The 18,301-nt window shown below is 43.4% G+C and carries 16 protein-coding genes; 11 read left to right on the top strand and 5 right to left on the bottom strand.

All coding sequences use genetic code 11. From position 1 onward, the window contains the following. Positions 1–693 precede the first annotated feature (693 nt). The 9 genes from folK (at position 694) to GLO7428_RS05665 (ending at position 11,449) form a co-directional block, all read left to right on the top strand. Positions 694–1,179 (top strand): 2-amino-4-hydroxy-6-hydroxymethyldihydropteridine diphosphokinase, encoded by a 486-nt coding sequence (folK, locus tag GLO7428_RS05705; RefSeq protein ID WP_041918520.1) that lies wholly within the window; start codon positions 694–696, stop codon positions 1,177–1,179. Between the two features lie 70 nt (positions 1,180–1,249). Beyond that, positions 1,250–1,798 (top strand): NUDIX hydrolase, encoded by a 549-nt coding sequence (locus GLO7428_RS05700; RefSeq protein WP_015187612.1) that lies wholly within the window; start codon positions 1,250–1,252, stop codon positions 1,796–1,798. 90 nt (positions 1,799–1,888) lie between these two features. Then, positions 1,889–2,512 (top strand): NUDIX hydrolase, encoded by a 624-nt coding sequence (locus GLO7428_RS05695; protein ID WP_015187611.1) that lies wholly within the window; start codon positions 1,889–1,891, stop codon positions 2,510–2,512. 118 nt (positions 2,513–2,630) lie between these two features. Continuing rightward, entirely contained in the window at positions 2,631–4,070 is a 1,440-nt protein-coding gene (locus GLO7428_RS05690; protein WP_015187610.1) for a deoxyribodipyrimidine photo-lyase, read from the top strand. 175 nt (positions 4,071–4,245) lie between these two features. Continuing rightward, entirely contained in the window at positions 4,246–5,529 is a 1,284-nt protein-coding gene (gene purD, locus GLO7428_RS05685; RefSeq protein ID WP_015187609.1) for a phosphoribosylamine--glycine ligase, read from the top strand. Between the two features lie 43 nt (positions 5,530–5,572). Beyond that, positions 5,573–7,534, top strand: a complete 1,962-nt coding sequence (gene nblS, locus GLO7428_RS05680; RefSeq protein ID WP_015187608.1) for a two-component system sensor histidine kinase NblS — start codon at positions 5,573–5,575, stop codon at positions 7,532–7,534. 20 nt (positions 7,535–7,554) lie between these two features. Then, complete coding sequence (locus tag GLO7428_RS05675; protein WP_015187607.1) at positions 7,555–8,397, top strand: alpha/beta fold hydrolase; 843 nt, start codon at positions 7,555–7,557, stop codon at positions 8,395–8,397. 516 nt (positions 8,398–8,913) lie between these two features. Next, positions 8,914–10,905, top strand: a complete 1,992-nt coding sequence (locus tag GLO7428_RS05670) for a S8 family serine peptidase (RefSeq protein ID WP_015187606.1) — start codon at positions 8,914–8,916, stop codon at positions 10,903–10,905. A gap of 229 nt (positions 10,906–11,134) precedes the next feature. Beyond that, complete coding sequence (locus GLO7428_RS05665) at positions 11,135–11,449, top strand: carboxypeptidase-like regulatory domain-containing protein (protein WP_041918519.1); 315 nt, start codon at positions 11,135–11,137, stop codon at positions 11,447–11,449. Positions 11,450–11,615: 166 nt separating this feature from the next. Here the strand turns inward: GLO7428_RS05665 and GLO7428_RS05660 are convergent, their stop codons facing one another. From GLO7428_RS05660 to rpaB, 3 genes are read right to left on the bottom strand one after another with little or no spacing between them, the layout of a single operon-like run. After that, the gene (locus GLO7428_RS05660; protein ID WP_015187604.1) at positions 11,616–12,137 is read right to left on the bottom strand and encodes a DUF456 domain-containing protein; all 522 of its coding nucleotides are present in this window, start codon (positions 12,135–12,137) and stop codon (positions 11,616–11,618) included. Positions 12,138–12,143: 6 nt separating this feature from the next. Next, positions 12,144–12,806, bottom strand: a complete 663-nt coding sequence (locus GLO7428_RS05655; RefSeq protein WP_015187603.1) for a cofactor assembly of complex C subunit B — start codon at positions 12,804–12,806, stop codon at positions 12,144–12,146. Between the two features lie 30 nt (positions 12,807–12,836). After that, a complete protein-coding gene (gene rpaB / locus GLO7428_RS05650) occupies positions 12,837–13,565 on the bottom strand; it encodes a response regulator transcription factor RpaB (protein ID WP_015187602.1) in 729 nt (242 codons plus the stop codon). A 170-nt stretch (positions 13,566–13,735) separates the two neighbouring features. Here rpaB and radA point away from each other — a divergent pair, with 170 nt between their 5' ends. Further along, positions 13,736–15,250 carry a DNA repair protein RadA gene (gene radA, locus GLO7428_RS05645; RefSeq protein ID WP_015187601.1) on the top strand — a complete coding sequence of 505 codons (1,515 nt, stop codon included), beginning with the start codon at positions 13,736–13,738 and terminating at the stop codon, positions 15,248–15,250. A gap of 309 nt (positions 15,251–15,559) precedes the next feature. Next, positions 15,560–15,823, top strand: a complete 264-nt coding sequence (locus GLO7428_RS05640; RefSeq protein WP_015187600.1) for a hypothetical protein — start codon at positions 15,560–15,562, stop codon at positions 15,821–15,823. Positions 15,824–15,835: 12 nt separating this feature from the next. Here GLO7428_RS05640 and GLO7428_RS05635 read toward each other — a convergent pair whose 3' ends face one another. Then, a complete protein-coding gene (locus GLO7428_RS05635) occupies positions 15,836–16,972 on the bottom strand; it encodes a glycosyltransferase family 1 protein (RefSeq protein ID WP_041918928.1) in 1,137 nt (378 codons plus the stop codon). An 83-nt stretch (positions 16,973–17,055) separates the two neighbouring features. Next, positions 17,056–18,204, bottom strand: a complete 1,149-nt coding sequence (locus tag GLO7428_RS05630; RefSeq protein WP_015187598.1) for a UDP-sulfoquinovose synthase — start codon at positions 18,202–18,204, stop codon at positions 17,056–17,058. Between the last annotated feature and the right edge of the window lie 97 nt (positions 18,205–18,301).

Below are 18,301 nucleotides of genomic sequence, written 5' to 3'. Positions count from 1 at the left end.
CGTTACTTCCTCGCTTCACTCCACTTCAAATGCAGCCCAGTATTACTTTGACTTTTGCCTATTTTACGACTTGGTGGAAAGTACAATTTTTACTCTAACAACTGAAATCTCTTGAGTGCGGTTAGGAAGTAGCACAAATCTTTACTCAGTGTACATCTAATATCATCTCCGGTTAAATAACCTTTCTTTGTGGTTAATGACTAGTAACGAGTTGTCATAGCAAATTAAGTTAGCATACGTGTCCAACTCTAAAAACCTTGAATACCAAGTTTTCTGTTCCTAAGGTATGTCATTACAACTAACCACTAAACCTCCTGCATGAAGGCTTGAGGAATAAATTTGCAGCTAAACAAAAGACAATCTATAGCAGAGGTCAGGGTTGAAAATCAGTTAGGGTAATGGTTATTCGTACCTTCAATGTCTTAACTATCCCAACGAGACTGCTATATCACTGTGAACTTATTGACAAAAGTCTTGCTTCAGTGTAGGAAAGTACACTTTGCTTGAGTAGCGCCTGACTTCAGTCAGAGGGCGTTTGTGATTCATGCAAGAAGTCTACTAGTCACCATTTTTATCGTCATTAATCAACCAGATTTAATATAGGAAGGCTTTTGACTTTTTTGGAGCAAGCTCAGCGCTCATCGTTCCGAGGTGATTAGAGTTAAAAATATATGTATTGAAGGAAAATTGAAGTTGAATACGAACGCGCTATGTGCGATCGCACTTGGCAGTAATTTAGGAGACTCGCGCGCCACGGTAAAAGCTGCGTTAAACGCGTTAGCAGCGACACCAGACATCGCCTTAGTAGCTCAATCAAGTTGGTATCAAACTGCCGCCGTTGGTCCCCCGCAACCGAATTTTATTAATGGGTGTGCGGTGTTACGGATACAAATGTCTCCACAATTGCTGTTAGAAACTCTGTTGTCGATTGAGGCTCGATTTGGTAGGGTACGACGCGAACGTTGGGGACCGCGATCGCTTGACCTGGATTTATTGCTTTATGATGATTTAATTCTCGATACTCCCACACTGCAAATTCCCCACCCGCGAATGCGCGATCGCGCTTTTGTGCTAGTACCGCTAGCCGAAATTGCCTCAAATTGGATCGATCCTGTATCGGGTAAAGCGATCGCTGAACTCGTTCAAGCTGTAGACTGTTCTGGTGTTGTTCGTATTTGATTTGAAAGTATATTCAACGGTAAATTTATATTTCCCTAACCTCTAACCTCTGACCCCTGAACTCTCACTTATGCCACCAGGTAAAGAACCTCCACAACTACTCAAACAGCGCCTTTACTATCGCGGACGCAAATTTGATTTTGAAGTCAGTCGTCTGCGCCTACCCAATCAAGCCGAAGGAGACTGGGAATGTATTCGCCATCCAGGAGGTGCTTTAGCTGTACCTGTCACTCCTGAAGGGAAGCTGATTCTTCTCAAGCAATATCGTTTTGCCGTACAAGGACGACTTTTAGAGTTTCCAGCAGGGACCATAGAACTCAACGAAGAACCTTTCGAGACAATTCAGCGGGAAATTCAAGAAGAGACAGGCTATCGGGCGCACAAGTGGCAGAAACTGGGACAATTTTTTCTAGCTCCAGGCTATTCTGATGAAGTCATTTATGCTTTTTTGGCACAAAATCTAGAATTACTCGACAAACCGCCGCATCAAGACGCTGATGAAGATATCGAAATTGTTTTGATGAGTCCACAAGAATTGGAACAAGCAATTTTAGACGGCGAAGCTGTTGATGCCAAATCGATTTCTAGCTTTTTACTCGCAAAACCATTTCTAAGTTGACATAAATCCTAACTTTGTGAGTCCACCTCCATGAACTTCATTGATTAAGCCGCGAATTCATTCGCTAAGCTCCCCCTACAGGAGATAATTATGTCGCTAAAGTGGCTAGAATGGTCACAAAAATTACAGGCGATCGCCCAAACCGGACTTACCTATACTCAAAGTCCGTATGATATCGAGCGATATCAGCAAATCCGTCAGATCGCAGCTGAAATCATGGCAACTTATGCTCATGAAACTCCAACCTATGTTTACAACCTATTTAGTAAAGAAGAAGGTTACGCAACTCCGAAAGTAGATGTCAGAGGTGTCGTATTTCATAACGATCAAATTCTCTTGGTCAAAGAACGCGAAGACGGCTGCTGGACATTACCAGGAGGATGGGTTGATGTCGGAGAATCACCAAGTCAAGCAGTCATCCGCGAAGTTTATGAGGAGTCGGGCTATCAAACAAGAATCATAAAATTGTTAGCACTTTACGATCGCAATCATCCACGTCATAATCATCCACCCCTAAGACATCACGTTTACAAACTTTTCTTTCAATGTCAACTTACTGGTGGGAGTGCAGCAGAAAGCACGGAAACAGCAGGTGCAGTATTTTTTAAAGAGCAAGAAATTCCCGAACTTTCTCTAACGCGCGTTGTTCCTTCGCAAATTTCGCGCCTCTTCGAGCATTATCGTCACCCTGAATGGCAGCCAGATTTTGATTAGCAACATACCCATCTCACAAAAGAACATTAAGAGTAGACTTTCAGCCTGCCCGATTGATGCAAAATCTAAATCAACGCATCTAAACTATTAGTACAAAAGAACTATTATTAAGCATTAAATGTCTGACCTCATTTTATTTTGGCATCGCCGTGACTTACGCATAGCGGATAACACTGGACTTGTAGCCGCAAGAAAGCAAAGTCAAAAAGTTGTAGGAGTATTTTGTCTCGATCCGAATATTCTAGAACGCGACGACGTAGCTGCTGTACGCGTGACGTACATGATTGGGTGTTTGCAAGCCCTGCAACAGCGATACACCGAAGTTGGCAGTCAACTCTTAATTCTGCACGACAATCCAACACAAGCAATCCCCAGACTCGCAGCAGCGCTCAATGCTCAAGCAGTATTTTGGAATTGGGACGTGGAACCGTATTCGCAGGAGCGCGATCGCACGATTATCGAAGCTTTAAAAGAAAAAGGAATTCAATTTTTACACGAAAATTGGGATCAAATTCTTCACTCTCCTGACGAAATTCGCACTGGTTCTCACCAGCCTTACACCGTATTTACTCCATTTTGGCGTAACTGGAGCAGTAAATCTAAAGCTGAACCTGTCGCAACGCTACAAGGTGTCACAGGCTTAACAGATACAGAACGCGACATTGCCCAACAAGCAGGCGTTATTCCACTTCCTACAGCCAAAGATTTAGGATTCGTTTGGGATCGCGATTTAGTGATTGCGCCAGGAGAAGCAGCAGCCCAAGAAAGGTTAGAAGAATTTAGCTATAAAGCAATTACCGAATACAAAGAACAGCGGAATTTTCCTGCGGTGAATGGTACATCGCAACTCAGCGCTGCGCTTAAATTTGGCGCGATCGGCATTCGTACAGTTTGGGCTGCAACGGTCGCCGCATTAGAAAATAGCCGCAGCGACGAAACTGATACGAGTATCCGCGCTTGGCAACAAGAACTCGCATGGCGGGAATTCTATCAACACGCAATGTATCATTTTCCTGAACTAGCAACAGGAGCTTATCGCGAAGCTTTCAAAAACTTTCCTTACCAAAACAACGAAGAACTTTTTCAAGCTTGGTGCGCAGGTAAAACTGGCTACCCAATTGTTGATGCTGCGATGCGTCAGATGAACGAAAGCGGTTGGATGCACAACCGCTGTCGCATGATTGTCGCAAACTTCCTCACCAAAGACTTGTTAATCGATCCGCGCTTGGGCGAAAAATACTTTTATCAGCGACTTATTGATGGTGACTTATCGGCTAACAACGGCGGTTGGCAATGGAGTGCATCAAGTGGTATGGACCCCAAACCTGTACGCATCTTCAACCCTGCTAGCCAAGCCCAAAAATTCGATCCTGAAGGCGAATACATCCGCGAATGGATACCCGAATTACGTTCGGTAGATACCGAATATTTACTTAATGGTGATATTCCAGCACTCGAAAGAGAAGCCCTTGGCTATCCGCTACCAATCGTCGATCACAAACGACAACAAAGGCAATTTAAAGCAATCTATGCACAGCAAAAAAACGGTAATGGGTAATAGGTAATGGGAGGTTAATCATTTCTATAACAAACTTTTTCATAATTGCTACTTGTAAATCGGCTGATGTGTAGTGAAACGATGTGAGAGAATGAGTCATTAGGTAATAGAAGGTGTAACGTTTACCAATTACCAGTTACCAATCACTGATTACCACAGTGCTGCGAGGATCAAAGTGAAAGTTTTAGTTGTAGGTAGTGGAGGGCGCGAACACGCGATCGCCTGGAAATTGTTACGATCGCCGCAAGTTGAACAAGTCTTCTGTGCGCCTGGTAATGGTGGAACGGCAATTCTAGACCGCTGTCAAAATCTGCCATTAAGCGTTGAAGACTTTGCCAGTATGGGCGAATTTGCGCGATCGCACAACATCGATCTTGTCGTCGTAGGTCCTGAAGTTCCCCTAGCATTGGGAATTACAGATAACTTGCAACGCCTCGGCATTAAAGTTTTTGGTCCTACGCGTGCTGGCGCACAAATCGAAGCAAGTAAAGCTTGGGCAAAAGCCTTAATGCAGGAAGCCAAAATTCCTACTGCCAAAGCTGCTGTATTTCATCACGCAGCTGCTGCTAAAGACTACGTCAAAGCGCAAGGCGCGCCGATTGTAGTCAAAGCTGATGGTTTAGCCGCCGGTAAAGGGGTGACAGTTGCTGAAACGGTAGCGCAAGCCCACAGTGCAATAGACGCCATTTTTCAAGGGCAATTTGGCGCAGGCGAGTTTGTCGTTATTGAAGAATGCTTAGTTGGGCAAGAAGCCTCAGTTTTAGCGCTTACCGATGGTTTAACGATTCGTCCGCTATTACCTGCACAAGACCACAAACGCATTGGCGAAGGCGATACAGGAGAAAATACAGGCGGTATGGGAGTCTATGCGCCTGCACCAATTGTCACGCCAGAGTTGATAGCAGAAATTGAAGCAAAAGTTTTACAACCGGCGATCGCTACGCTCAAAAAAAAAGGTATTGACTATCGCGGTGTCCTGTATGCTGGCTTGATGATTGCCCCCAACGGCGATTTTAAAGTTTTAGAATTTAACTGTCGCTTTGGCGATCCTGAAACTCAAGCAATTTTACCGCTACTCGAAACACCTCTTGAAGAGTTATTACTCGCTTGTGTAGAACAGCGGTTAGCGCAAATGCCGCCGATCGCATGGAAATCCGGTGCATCAGCTTGTGTTGTCATTGCTGCGGGTGGCTATCCTGGAAGCTATGAAAAGGGAAAAGTCATTTCTGGTATCGACTTTGCAGAAGCATTAGGCGCAAACGTCTTCCATGCAGGTACCAAACTATTATCAAACCTCGTGACTGATGGCGGTCGAGTTCTCGGTGTTACGGGAATTGGCGAAAATTTTGAGCAAGCGATCGCACTTGCTTATCAAGCAGTTAATTGTATTCAATTTGAGAAAATGTACTATCGGCGTGACATCGGCTACCGAGTCAAATCAAAAGCTGTTAATTTTTAGTTGTTAGGTTTTAACAGAAGCCACCACTAACAACGTAGAGAAGATGCTAGCTTTACTGAAGAAAATTCGAGAGGCGATCGCCCATTGGTGGTCAGAGTTCACGCTCCAGACTAAGCTAATGGCTGCTGCCACGTTGGTGGTTTCCTTAATTATGAGCGGTCTTACCTTTTGGGCGGTCAACACGATTCAACAAGATGCCCGTCTTAACGATACTCGCTTTGGTCGCGATCTTGGTCTATTGCTGGCATCGAATGTCGCTCCCTTAATTGCCGAAGATAATTTAACGGAAGTTGCCCAGTTTTCACAACGCTTCTACAGCAGCACTTCTAGCGTTCGCTATATGCTCTACGCAGATGAATCAGGCAAAATCTTCTTTGGCATTCCTTTTTGGGATTCAGAAGTTCAAAACTCTTTGACAATCGAACGCCGCATTCAACTTCCCGATGACTACGCTGCGAATGCTGAATTACCTATGGTGCGGCAGCATCGCACACCCGATGGCGTTGTGACGGATGTTTTTGTTCCTTTAACGCACAACGGCACTTATTTAGGCGTTTTGGCAATCGGCACAAATCCCAACCCTACTGTCATCACCTCATCAAATCTGACGCGGGATGTCACGATCGCCGTGTTTATTTCAATTTGGGTAATGGTGATTCTTGGCGCAGTTTTTAACGCATTATATATCACTAAGCCAATTAAAGAACTCCTCGTAGGTGTGAAAAACATTGCCGCCGGAAATTTCAAGCAGCGAATTGACTTACCCGTCGGCGGCGAACTCAAAGAGTTAATTTTTAGCTTCAATGAAATGGCAGAGCGTCTAGAACGCTATGAGGAACAAAACATCGAGGAATTAACCGCCGAGAAAGCGAAGCTCGAAACCCTCGTTTCGACAATTGCGGATGGTGCGATATTACTCGATACGAATATGCACGTCATTTTAGTGAATCCGATCGCACGCCGGATGTTTGGTTGGGATGGTGCGCCTGTTGTTGGAAATAACATTTTGCATCATTTGCCACCAGTACTACAAATGGAGTTAACACGTCCTTTGTATCAACTTGCCGCCGGCGAACGCGACAGTGCTGAATTTCGAGTCTCGCTTAATCAACCGACAAATCGCACGATTCGGATTCTGTTAACAACGGTTCTCGATCAATATCGCGAAAGTCTTAAAGGTATCGCGATGACGGTGCAAGACATCACGCGCGAAGTTGAACTGAATGAAGCGAAAAGTCAGTTTATTAGTAACGTCTCGCACGAACTGCGAACGCCTTTATTTAACATAAAAACTTATATCGAAACTTTACACGACTACGGTGAAGAACTCGGCGAACAACAGCGCCGCGAATTTCTCCAAACAGCCAACAATGAAACAGATCGCCTGACACGCCTTGTTAATGATGTTTTAGATTTGTCGCGCTTAGAATCGTGCCGTATCTATCATTTTGATGCGGTAGATGTCGCGCAGGCGATCGACCAAACGCTGCGTAACTATCAGTTAAATGCTAAAGATAAAGGAATTGAATTAATTCAAGAAATTGAGCCAAAATTACCTCCCGTACTCGGTAACTACGACTTGTTATTACAAGTGTTTACGAATCTAGTTGGTAACGCTTTGAAATTCACAAACGCTGGCGGCAAAGTTGTTATTCGTGCTTACTTAATAGAGAATACGAAAACAAAGCAAAGCTTGCCACGGCTCAATTCGCAGCCACTTGCTGGAAAAGTCCGTATTGAGATTTCTGATACGGGTATGGGCATTGATCCTGAACATCAAGAGAAGATTTTTGGTCGCTTCTTTCGTGTAGAAAACCGCGTTCATACGCTAGAAGGAACAGGGCTGGGGCTATCAATTGTCAGAAATATTATCGACAAGCACCATAGCAGCGTACACTTAGTTAGTGAGGTTGGCGTCGGCACAACTTTCTGGTTCGACTTGGCAGTGTTTCAAGCAGCAATTTTAGAGAATCCATCGAGCGTTACAGCTGCGGATGGTAACTAGCGTAGCAAGGGTCAGGTGTCGTGAATACCGAAAATCAAATTACAGTAGGCAAATTGGAGTGGTTTTATCGTGAAAATAAACCTATTCAAAGTGTAGATAAGCCACCTGTTGTTTTACTTCATGGTATTCCTGCCCAAAGCTACAGTTGGACGGCAATTATGCCAACTCTTGCCGAAAGAGGATTTCGGGCGATCGCCCCCGATTGGATTGGATGTGGCTTTTCTGCTAAGCCTGATAAACGAGATTTCGCCTACACGCCTGATGCTTTTATCACTGCATTTGCCGAATTTATCCAAGCCCTAGAAATTTCGCGGTTTTCCTTAGTTGTTCAAGGGTTTTTGGGTTCGGTTGGTTTGCAATACGCTTTACGCAATCCCCAGCAAATTGAACGCTTAGCGATTCTTAATGCACCAATTTCTCCTAACGCTAAACTCCCTTGGAGGCTGAAACAACTCGGATTACCCTTTATGGGTGATATGCTCACGCAAGACCCACTGTTGGTTGACCGTACGCTAGAAACTGGCAGCCGTTATCAAATCAGCGAACAAGAATTGAATATTTACCGCAAGCCTTTTCTGACAAGTTCAGCAGCAGGGCGATCGCTTTTAGCTACTGTACGTAATCTCCAACTTCAACAATCACTTGCAGAAATCGACTCAGGCTTGCGCGAGTGGCATCAGCCAACAATGGTTATCTGGGGCATAAAAGATCCTTGGCTCTCGATTACTGATACACAAAACGCAGTCGAGTCTTTAAAAAACGTCGAACTCGTTCAAATACCTGAAGCCGGACACTATCCGCAAGAGCATTGGTCAGAAAAAGTTGGCGATCTACTGCAATTATTTCTCCGTCGTACTACGTAATAGTTTTATGCGTAAGTCCACGGAGGCGGATAGAGTTCATCTAGTAGCGAATAAATTCGCGATCGTATTCAGGCTCGAATCTGCGTGGTATGTGTTGTAGGGTAAAGGTTCATCTCTTGCATAAATACTCTTTTCCCAACTAATGCCACGCAGTTTAATAATGAAAATGATAATCAATTACAAATAGCTAATATTCCGCTCAAGAATAAATATAAATTATTTATTTGTTAGAGATATTTTCTTAATCAAATCTTTAAAGAATTTAGATAAAAACTCAATAATGTTTTATTTTTATCCGCAAAATGCTTGCTAAATTACTAGTAATTCTATGTATAGAATCACTAAAATCTCCTTGTTTAGCAAAATAAAGTGAAAAATTCAATAACTTATTAAGCCAAGCTTACAAGGATTTAATTCTGCTAGTTCTAATTTCATCAAGCAGATATACAAGTCTGCTAAATCTTTCGTGCCTCAAATTATTAGAAATTTGAGAATTGATTTACCTATCTGAAAAATATGTCGTACAATTTAAAGCTACTAGAAAGCTTTAGTTCAAATATATTTAATACTTCCCTAGCTTCAGAACCAAACTCATCAGGCGTACCGCACAATACAACTTCAGAACTTACTGAACCAGTAATAAACAGAAACAACGGATCGAGTAACTCAGCAACTTGTTCTCCTGATGTTTCTAACTTACCTGCTCCGACATATCTAAGCTCTTCCCAAGATAATTTATTAACTCAGATAATTACAGACCAGGAAATTCAAGAAAGCACATACTCAGCTTTTAATAATTACCCACATATCACAAGTTACCTATCGAATGACAGTACTAGCGATCCATTAGCTACGACAAGTATTCATCCTATCTTTACTAAATTTAGTGTATTTGATGCTTCGGGAGACAATACTTTAAATAGCGTCTTTGAAAGTGGAGCTTTACGTCTCAACTATAATTTAGACAACGTTTTTTCTTTATTAGATGTACGTCTAGAAGCCCTAAAAGGCAATGGTGTTGTATCAACTCTGGGAACTTGGAATCAAGCTAACTTATCGAATGAGTTAATTAATCTCGCTAGCTTTTCCAATTTTACTGGAGATAGTTATCAACTGCGTGCAGTAGCTCGTACTACTGACGGTCAAGAGTTTGCTTCTGCTTCTCAAGCCATAAATGTACTATCTTGGAACCGAATTAATGGCTCTTTTAAGGGTGAGACTATCGACTATACAGCAGACTTGGGGATAGGTGCAGTCATTATTGGACGCGGGGGTACAGATACGTTAAACTTATCTGGAATTTCTCCTTCTAGTATTACTAGTATCAATGGCATAAGCCTCGCCGATTTTAATCCGTTGTCAGGCTCAACTGCTAACCAAGCAATTTTTGGAGGTACAGCATTCGACTATATAAATCTTGCTGATGGTCGAGAAATTTACTTACAAGGTATTGAAAGATTGCGCTTTTTAGACTCCTCAATCTTTGAGTTGCAAGTACGCACTAACGATACTTTCTTCGGTTCTCAATGGAACTTACATATATCTGATGTTGGTAGCGCATGGCGCTTTACTCAAGGGACTAGTAATGTCTTACTAGCTTCTTTAGATACAGGAATTTTAACAGCAGCCGGTGCGAGCGGAGATATTGTTGATATTGCAATAGATCGCTTGATTACTGATCCTAGTGATGATGACAACTTTAATAACTACGGACATGGACATTCTGCAATTAGTATCATGTCTTCGACTGCCAATAATTCCTCTGGTATCTCAGGAATTAACTGGAACAGCAATGTGTACGTGAATGACGTATACAGAGGTGTATCTCTACAGCAAGCGATTCAAGATACTATTAGCTATGCACGAGCTAGAAATCAACGAGTTGTTTTCCAAGGCGGAATTCAAGGTGATTGGTTTAATAGTGGTGGAACGCGCGAACAACTTGAACAGTTAATTCGAGATAACTCTGACATTGCTATTTTTGCGATCGCAGCCGGTAATGGTGGTCCTAATGGCAATCTTTCCGATCCTAATTACTTAACAAGCGTTAGTGGTGTTGCGCAATTAGAAACAACGCATGACAATGTTATGTCAGTTGGCGCACTACGGAACACAAGTGCTACAACGAGGGTAGATGGCTTGACTAATGCTTCTTCTGTCAATCTTGCTAGTTACTCTAACCGTGGTTCTAATTTAACATTAGTAGCAGCAACCGATTCTCCAGCGATTGATAAATTCGGTAATATGCGCTTTTTTGGCGGAACCTCTGGCGCTAATCCTAACGTAGCTGGAATTGCTTCCTTGGTGTGGAGTGTTAATTCCAGCTTGACAGGAGGGCAAGTACGTCAGATTTTAATCGATACAGCAATGGATTTAGGAGCAGAGGGACGAGATAATACTTTTGGTCACGGATTAGTCAATGCAGATGCTGCTGTGCGTCGTGCAGTAGCACTCCAGCGTAGTGCTGACTTAGCAAATCTCTATTCCGGTCGTTCCATATTTGTATAGGATAGCAGGGGTTAGAAACCAGGAAAACTTAAGAGAAGAGACTACATAACAGCAAAAACTTTGATACCCGTTTTTAGAATTTTTTATTTTACAATTAGATGACTGCCAGTTAACAGTTCTACATGAAAAGATTTAATAGGAGAGGACTGCGATCGTGGACAGATATTTAAGCTCGCTATCTCTTCTTGGAATAGTTTTTGTATCTGCTCAATCTCCTGAACCTGACACTATGACTTTTTGCACTCCTAGCATAGAACCTGCAATTACAGTAACAATTTCTGATGCTCAAACAAATTTACCACTAGAAGCTAAAGTTGTTGTCCAAAAGCAGAACTTCCAAGAGGAACTTCAACTTAGCGGTGTAACACCAACAGGACAATTTATATATGGAGGAGTGTTTGAACGTCCTGGAGTCTATACCGTATCCACATCAAGCGATGGTTATGAAACTTCTGTCTTAGAGAAAGTCGAGGTAACTCAAGGTGAATGTCACGTACTCACTCGTCATCTTCAAGTTCGATTAAAACCCGTTAAATGCAACTAAATACCATGACTAACTTAACTATAACGTTTCTGTTGAATCAATAAATACGTTATTGAAAATAGTAATATCCATCAGAACGGGGAATTTATATTTTTAGAAGTACTGCTAAGCGAGAAGCTAGCTTGTAGAATTCATCAACAACACTCATGCTTTTCTAAAACATGATTTAGATGCCAACAATTTGCGACCAAGTTGTTAATACAAAAACACTTAAAGTAACAATTGCTAACGCTCCCTGAATTAAATTGCCTATCAAAGAACCGACGACAATTCCTACTCCAGCTTTGACGGCTAGTTGCCAATTACGCTGATAAAGATATTCTCCTATAATTGCTCCAAGGAATGGTCCGAGGAGAATACCGAGTAAAGGTCCACCAAAGGGTAAAGTTGGTAATAAGCCTAAAAAGCCTAAGATTAAACCGACAATTGCGCCTATTTGTCCCCATTTACTTGCACCAGCACGTTTCGCACCCCAGTAACTTGCTAGAAAATCAATTCCGATACTCGCAAGCAAGACAACGATCGCAACAGTGAGTGGGACAGCAATACTACTCAACGAGCCTTGGAGAACCCCCCAAATAATAATGGCGATTAAAATTAAACTGGTTCCAGGGATTCCTGGAACCACAGCGCCAATGACACCAACAATCATCAGGGCAACTAGCACCCAATACAGCGTTAACAACATAAAGCTTTATCCAGAGACAGGAGCAACATTTGTAGAGTTCTTGAGCGTGACACTTAACTTATCAGCAATTCCAGCGATCCAATTTTCGTCTTGCTTAGTATAGCTACGTGGTGCATTAGCTGCTAAAATCAACGCCCCCTCTTGACCAATTGGTTGTACTATTACACCTTGAGTATTCTCTGGCAAGTAGTCAAATTCAATCCGTCCTGGGTATATTTTTAAGTCTACTAAGTAAACAGGTTTGTGCTTTTCTAGCACGCGTTGCAAAATTGCCCCTGGTTTGACTTCTGGTTGTTGACCCAAAATACCCCGCCGCAGCAATACTTTACCTTGGTAGAATACGACTAGCGATCGCGTTGCGGTATTTGTTAACAGTAAGTGCGATGCCCAAGCTAGTTCTGTTTTTGCTGGCTCTGGCAATGGTGCAATCTCAAAACCTTCTTGCCCGACTAAACTGACGGTATCGGGCGATCGCGGTGTAATTCGCTGCCACAGCAAACCTGTCAAAATTAATATTGCGCTTAGCATAATCCCTAGCGCATCTGCTCGCGCCTGTGAACCCGTCAATTCTGGTGTCAACAAACGGTTAAGCAGAAGTAATGTTCCTCCTAGCGCACCTACAACAATTGGTAACAGCCGGAAGAATTGATTTTGGTCTGATTTAGCCATCGTTTAGCAATGAGCAATTAAGTTTTTACGTTACTCCTCGCCTGGTTCTATAATGCGTTGAAACAAATACCCTGTACCTCTCGCGGTCAAAATAAGTTCTGGATTACTCGGATCGTCTTCTAGTTTTGCACGCAACCGCGAAATGTGAACATCTACTACGCGAGTATCGACGTGTCTTTCAGGGGTGTAACCCCACACTTCTTGGAGAATCTCTGAGCGTGAGAAAGCCTCGCCTGAACGACTTACGAGTAACTCAAGCAAACTAAACTCCATTCCGGTTAATCGAATCCGCTCATCTCCTTTGTAAACTTGCCGTTTGTTTGTATCTATCCGCAATTGTCCGACGTGAATCACGCCAGAACTCGGAATTCCTGTCACGCCCGTTTTATCTACTCGCCGCAATACCGAACGAATTCGTGCTTCGAGTTCTTTAGGCGAAAACGGTTTGACGACGTAATCATCCGCACCGAGTTCTAAACCTGTAATGCGATCTGCGACATCTCCCAGGGCTGTTAGCATAATGATTGGGACGTCTGATTCTTTACGTAGCTCTTGACAAACTCCGTAGCCGTCTAGCTTTGGCATCATGACGTCAAGTACAACTAAATCGGGTTGCGCTTTCCGAAATGTGTCGAGTGCTTCTTCCCCGTCAGCTGCGGTAACAACGTCATAACCAATCATTGACAGTCGGGTTTCTAAAATACGACGTATGCTTGCTTCGTCATCTACTACTAAGATTTTTTCTTTATGACTTTCCAATCTTCTTCGCGCTCCTTAATTGGATTTTATGAAACTTAATTTTTAGTACCATTAATTTAAAATTTTAGCTGATTTGTGTATTAAAAAATATCGAAATCTTCACCAAAAATTGATTTCAAACTTTTTTAAACTTTCACTCTAAACATATTTTAACAATTAACAAATAGCCAATGCCAAAGCCTCGAACTTATTACGTATGCAATGAATGTGGTGCAGAGTCTCCGCAGTGGTTTGGCAAGTGCCCCGCCTGCGGAACTTATAATTCTTTAGAAGAACAAATCGAGTCTACAACATCAGCAACTTTACCCAGTCGTGGTGGCTTACAACTTGCACGAAGTAATAATAAATCGGCAGCTAAACCAGCGAAACCAAGAGCTTCGCTCACCTTTGCCCAAATTAGCGATCGCCAAGTAATGCGTTGGGTTTCTGGCTATGGCGAACTCGACCGAGTTTTGGGCGGCGGTATTGTTCCTGGGTCTTTAGTACTCATCGGCGGCGATCCTGGAATTGGGAAATCAACTCTCTTGTTGCAAGTTTCTAATCAACTCGCACAAAAATATCGCATACTTTATGTTTGCGGCGAAGAATCAGGACAACAAGTAAAGCTGCGCGCTTCGCGTTTAGGAGTTGCGAAACCAGTCAATGACTCAAATAACGACGAGGCAAATATTAATTTACCACAGCCTAATTCTGCGGCAACTGAAATCGCTGTTGGTGCCGATTTATATGTTTTACCTGAGACAGATCTTGAAGAAATTTTAAGAGAAATTGACTCACTTAAACCGAATGTTGCTGTCATCGATAGCATTCAAACAGTTTATTTTCCCGCACTCACTTCAGCACCAGGTTCAGTTGCACAAGTACGCGAATGTACCGCAGCTTTGATGCAAGTCGCAAAACGCGACGACGTGACAATGTTAATTGTGGGTCATGTCACTAAAGAAGGAGCAATAGCAGGACCTAAAGTTTTAGAACATTTAGTCGATACTGTTTTGTATTTTGAAGGCGATCGCTTCGCCTCGCATCGACTTTTAAGAACTGTTAAAAATCGCTTTGGTGCAACGCATGAAATCGGCATCTTTGAAATGATCGATCGTGGTTTACGCGAAGTTCCGAATCCATCTGAGTTATTTTTAGGAAATCGTGATGAACCTGCACCAGGCACCGCGATCGTTGTCGCGTGCGAAGGAACGCGCCCGATTGTTGTCGAGTTGCAAGCTTTGGTAAGTCCCACAAGCTATGCTTCCCCGCGCCGATCGACAACAGGTGTCGATTACAACCGTTTGTTACAAATTCTTGCCGTTTTAGAAAAACGTGTCGGTATTCCGCTATCTAAGCTAGACAGCTACGTTGCATCTGCGGGTGGTTTGAGTGTTGAAGAACCCGCTGTAGATCTTGGTGTGGCGATCGCTGTCGTCGCCTCGTTTCGCGATCGCGTCGTCGATCCAGGGACAGTTTTAATCGGTGAGGTTGGCTTGGGTGGGCAATTACGAGCCGTTTCACAAATGGAACTCCGCCTCAAAGAAGCCGCTAAACTGGGTTTCAAACGCGCGATCGTTCCCAAAGGGCAAAACCTCCCCGATGTCAATTTGGAAATTATTCCTGTGGCGAAAGTTCTTGATGCAATTATTGCGGCTATTCCCCCGCAACACCTGCAAGACTCGGTTTTACTTGATGAGGAGTAATGAAGAAGAGATTAGGGTGATTTTCTTAACCCTGACACTTAACCTTAACAATTTTTACAACGCTCATTCTTCTATTAAGTCCACGTAGGTGGATTTCGTTTTCAAGCTGCGACTTCAGCCGCCACGCTAAAGTGAAGTTAAGTGTTGGTTAAGTAAAGGTTAACAAATCAACGATACACTAGATAGAATCGATTAAAATCTAACTACAAGTGGTAGCCGCCATCTTAAAAGTTGTCGGCAAAATACGTATTGCTGTTTATATTGCTTGGTGTTAGATCAATAAGGGCGTTTCATAAAACTGGATCTGCGATGGCGAATCAATCCGAATTTCTCTATCCGCGCAGTCGCTACTATGGCAAAGTTAAGCCAGAGAACCTGGTTTTCAATGCCAACCTACAAGAGTTTGCCCAGCGCGTCAGCTACATATGTAATCTAGAAACGGCTGGGAAACTATCTCCTGAGGAGTCTTATAAGCAAATTCATGCGCTTTGGAAGGATCTCAAACGCACGAAAAAGCAACTGGGTATTGGAGAAAGCCCCTTTCAAGAGGATGACGAGAATCCGCCAGCGTAGGCGAATTTTGGCTTAGCGGGTTACGCTAGCTAACTTCCGCGACGACACGCTCGCATAGTAGTCTTGTAGCTGGCGCGTCGCTGCTCCCCAGCCCCAACGTTCTGCCTCTTTACGGGCATTTTGCCGAATGGTTTCTCGCTCTTGTGTTTGTTCTAATAGGTGTCTTGTAGCCGCGATCGCGCCTGCATCATCCGCATCAGGCACGAATAAATAACCGTTGACGCCGGAAGTCACAATATCGGGAATACCACCTGAATTGGCTGCCACAACCGGACAACCTGCTGCCATAGCTTCTAGTAGTACTAATCCTAGCGTTTCTGTCCGCGAAGGAAAAATAAACGCGTCTGCTGAAGCAAACGCCGCTGCTAAATCTTTGCCAGTCAGATAACCCACAAAATGCGTTGGTGTTTGAGCAAAATGCTTCTCTAATGCAGTGCGGTGTGGTCCATCACCAACTAATGCTAAACGGGCTTCAGGAATTGCTGTCAAGATTGCTTTGATCCGCTCAATTTCTTTTTCTGCCGACAAACGCCCGACATAAAGTAGTAGTGGACTGTCAGGATGACCTTGGCTGAGGTGCGATCGCATTTCTCTACTTGCTTGGTCAGGATGAAATAATTCTGTATCGACACCCCGCTGCCACAATGCTATGCGTTCAATACCATGTGCAGCTAGCTCCTGCATCATCGCAGTTGAAGTACATAAATTAATTTCTGCTTGGTTGTGCCCCGTCTTGAGCAATTCCCACAGCAAGCCTTCTAGCATTCCCAAGCCATAGTGCTGTAGATATTGTGGCAAATGCGTGTGGTAAGAAGCGACTAAGGGAATTTTGAGCGCTTTGCCATAAAACAACCCAGCTAAGCCTAAAACGGCTGGATTCACAACATGAATAATATCTGGCTGAAAGTTCTCTAGCGCATGACCAATCGCGGGTCGAGGCAGTGCTAATTTCAACTCTGGATACAGTGGCAAGGGAAAGCCTGAGATACCATGAACTTTCGCGCCTTTGTATTCCGCAATTCCGCCCTCGGGGGCAAATACCATGACTTGATTGCCGTTACGCTGGAGATGGTCGATGGTATGACTTAAGCGCGTGACAATACCATCGACCTTGGGTAAAAAGGTTTCTGTAAATAAGGCGATTCGCATAGGTTGTAGGTTGTCAGTTGTTATTTTTTGGCTGTCAGTTGTCAGCGATAAGTTACTACTGACCACTGACGATTAACTCCTGACTATCTCCGCCAAGAAACTTTTGGCAGAATTTGGTTGTGATCGACGCGATGCTGATACTTGACCGCAAAGTTAAGTAACGAATCAAGCAATGCTTCTGAAAGATAATGCGGCTGTAATCCTAAGTTGAGTAAATTCGTGTTTTTGGCGTTGAAGTAATGTTCTTCTTTCTCGATTCTCGGATTATCAATGTTGTTGATTTCGACGCTCAGTCCTAACGATTGTCCCGCTTTTTTCACCATTAACGCTAAGTCACCAACACTAAATTGTTCGGTGAACTGGTTAAATACGCGAAATTCTCCAGGTTGTGCCGGATTTGCGATCGCGAGTTCCACACACCGTACTGTATCGCGGATATCTAAAAAGCCCCGCGTTTGACCTCCTTGACCATAAACTGTCAGCGGATGACCAATGGCGGCTTGAATACAAAAACGGTTAAGCGCGGTGCCAAAAATACCGTCGTAGTCTAAGCGGTTAATCAGTAACTCATCCATCCCTGTTTCTTCGGTCAACACGCCATAAACAACACCTTGGTTTAAGTCGGTTGCGCGCAAGCCCCAAATGCGACACGCAAAGTGAATATTGTGGCTATCATGGACCTTGCTGAGATGATACATACTACCTGGCTGTTTTGGATAAGGTAGTGTGTCTTTGCGTCCATTGTGTTCAATCGTGATATAGCCTTCTTCAATATCGATGTTAGGCGTACCGTATTCACCCATCGTTCCTAACTTCACCAAGTGACAGTCAGGAAACTCGCGCATCGCGTACAACAAATTTAATGTTCCGACAACATTGTTGACTTGGGTCAAAACGGCGTGTTCGCGGTCAATCATCGAAAATGGAGCCGATCGCTGTTCGCCAAAATGAACGATCGCATCTGGTTCAAACTTATGTAGCGCCTGATTCAGAAAATCGTAATTGTTAATATCACCGACAAATAGGTCGATGGATTTTCCCGTCAAATCGTGCCATCGCTGTAGTCTTTGTTTGATCGGCGCAATCGGAGTTAATGTTTCTACGCCTAATTCCAGATCCCAGTACCGCCGTACCAAGCTATCTAGAATGCCAACTTCGTACCCTTGATTAGAAAGGTACAGTGCGGTTGCCCAACCGCAATAGCCATCGCCACCAATAACCAGGACTTTCATCTTCAAACTGTGCTAACTCGCTGATCTTCGCTAAATCTATCAGGTTTGTGACCCCTATAAACCACTAAATGTAGAAGTCATCACCAGGATGAGAAAG

Origin of the sequence: Gloeocapsa sp. PCC 7428, from assembly GCF_000317555.1 — a bacterium.
Lineage (GTDB): Bacteria > Cyanobacteriota > Cyanobacteriia > Cyanobacteriales > Chroococcidiopsidaceae > Chroogloeocystis.
The sequence above is the reverse complement of the archived record's forward strand: the minus strand, read 5'-3'. Positions and strand labels throughout refer to the sequence as shown.

Coding starts and splice junctions, on each gene's coding strand:
- GLO7428_RS05700 (WP_015187612.1), top strand. CDS start 1,250: ATGCCACCAGGTAAAGAACCTCCACAACTACTCAAACAGCGCCTTTAC.
- GLO7428_RS05695 (WP_015187611.1), top strand. CDS start 1,889: ATGTCGCTAAAGTGGCTAGAATGGTCACAAAAATTACAGGCGATCGCC.
- GLO7428_RS05690 (WP_015187610.1), top strand. CDS start 2,631: ATGTCTGACCTCATTTTATTTTGGCATCGCCGTGACTTACGCATAGCG.
- nblS (WP_015187608.1), top strand. CDS start 5,573: ATGCTAGCTTTACTGAAGAAAATTCGAGAGGCGATCGCCCATTGGTGG.
- GLO7428_RS05670 (WP_015187606.1), top strand. CDS start 8,914: ATGTCGTACAATTTAAAGCTACTAGAAAGCTTTAGTTCAAATATATTT.
- GLO7428_RS05665 (WP_041918519.1), top strand. CDS start 11,135: ATGACTTTTTGCACTCCTAGCATAGAACCTGCAATTACAGTAACAATT.
- GLO7428_RS05660 (WP_015187604.1), bottom strand. CDS start 12,137: ATGTTGTTAACGCTGTATTGGGTGCTAGTTGCCCTGATGATTGTTGGT.
- GLO7428_RS05655 (WP_015187603.1), bottom strand. CDS start 12,806: ATGGCTAAATCAGACCAAAATCAATTCTTCCGGCTGTTACCAATTGTT.
- radA (WP_015187601.1), top strand. CDS start 13,736: ATGCCAAAGCCTCGAACTTATTACGTATGCAATGAATGTGGTGCAGAG.
- GLO7428_RS05640 (WP_015187600.1), top strand. CDS start 15,560: ATGGCGAATCAATCCGAATTTCTCTATCCGCGCAGTCGCTACTATGGC.
- GLO7428_RS05635 (WP_041918928.1), bottom strand. CDS start 16,972: ATGCGAATCGCCTTATTTACAGAAACCTTTTTACCCAAGGTCGATGGT.
- GLO7428_RS05630 (WP_015187598.1), bottom strand. CDS start 18,204: ATGAAAGTCCTGGTTATTGGTGGCGATGGCTATTGCGGTTGGGCAACC.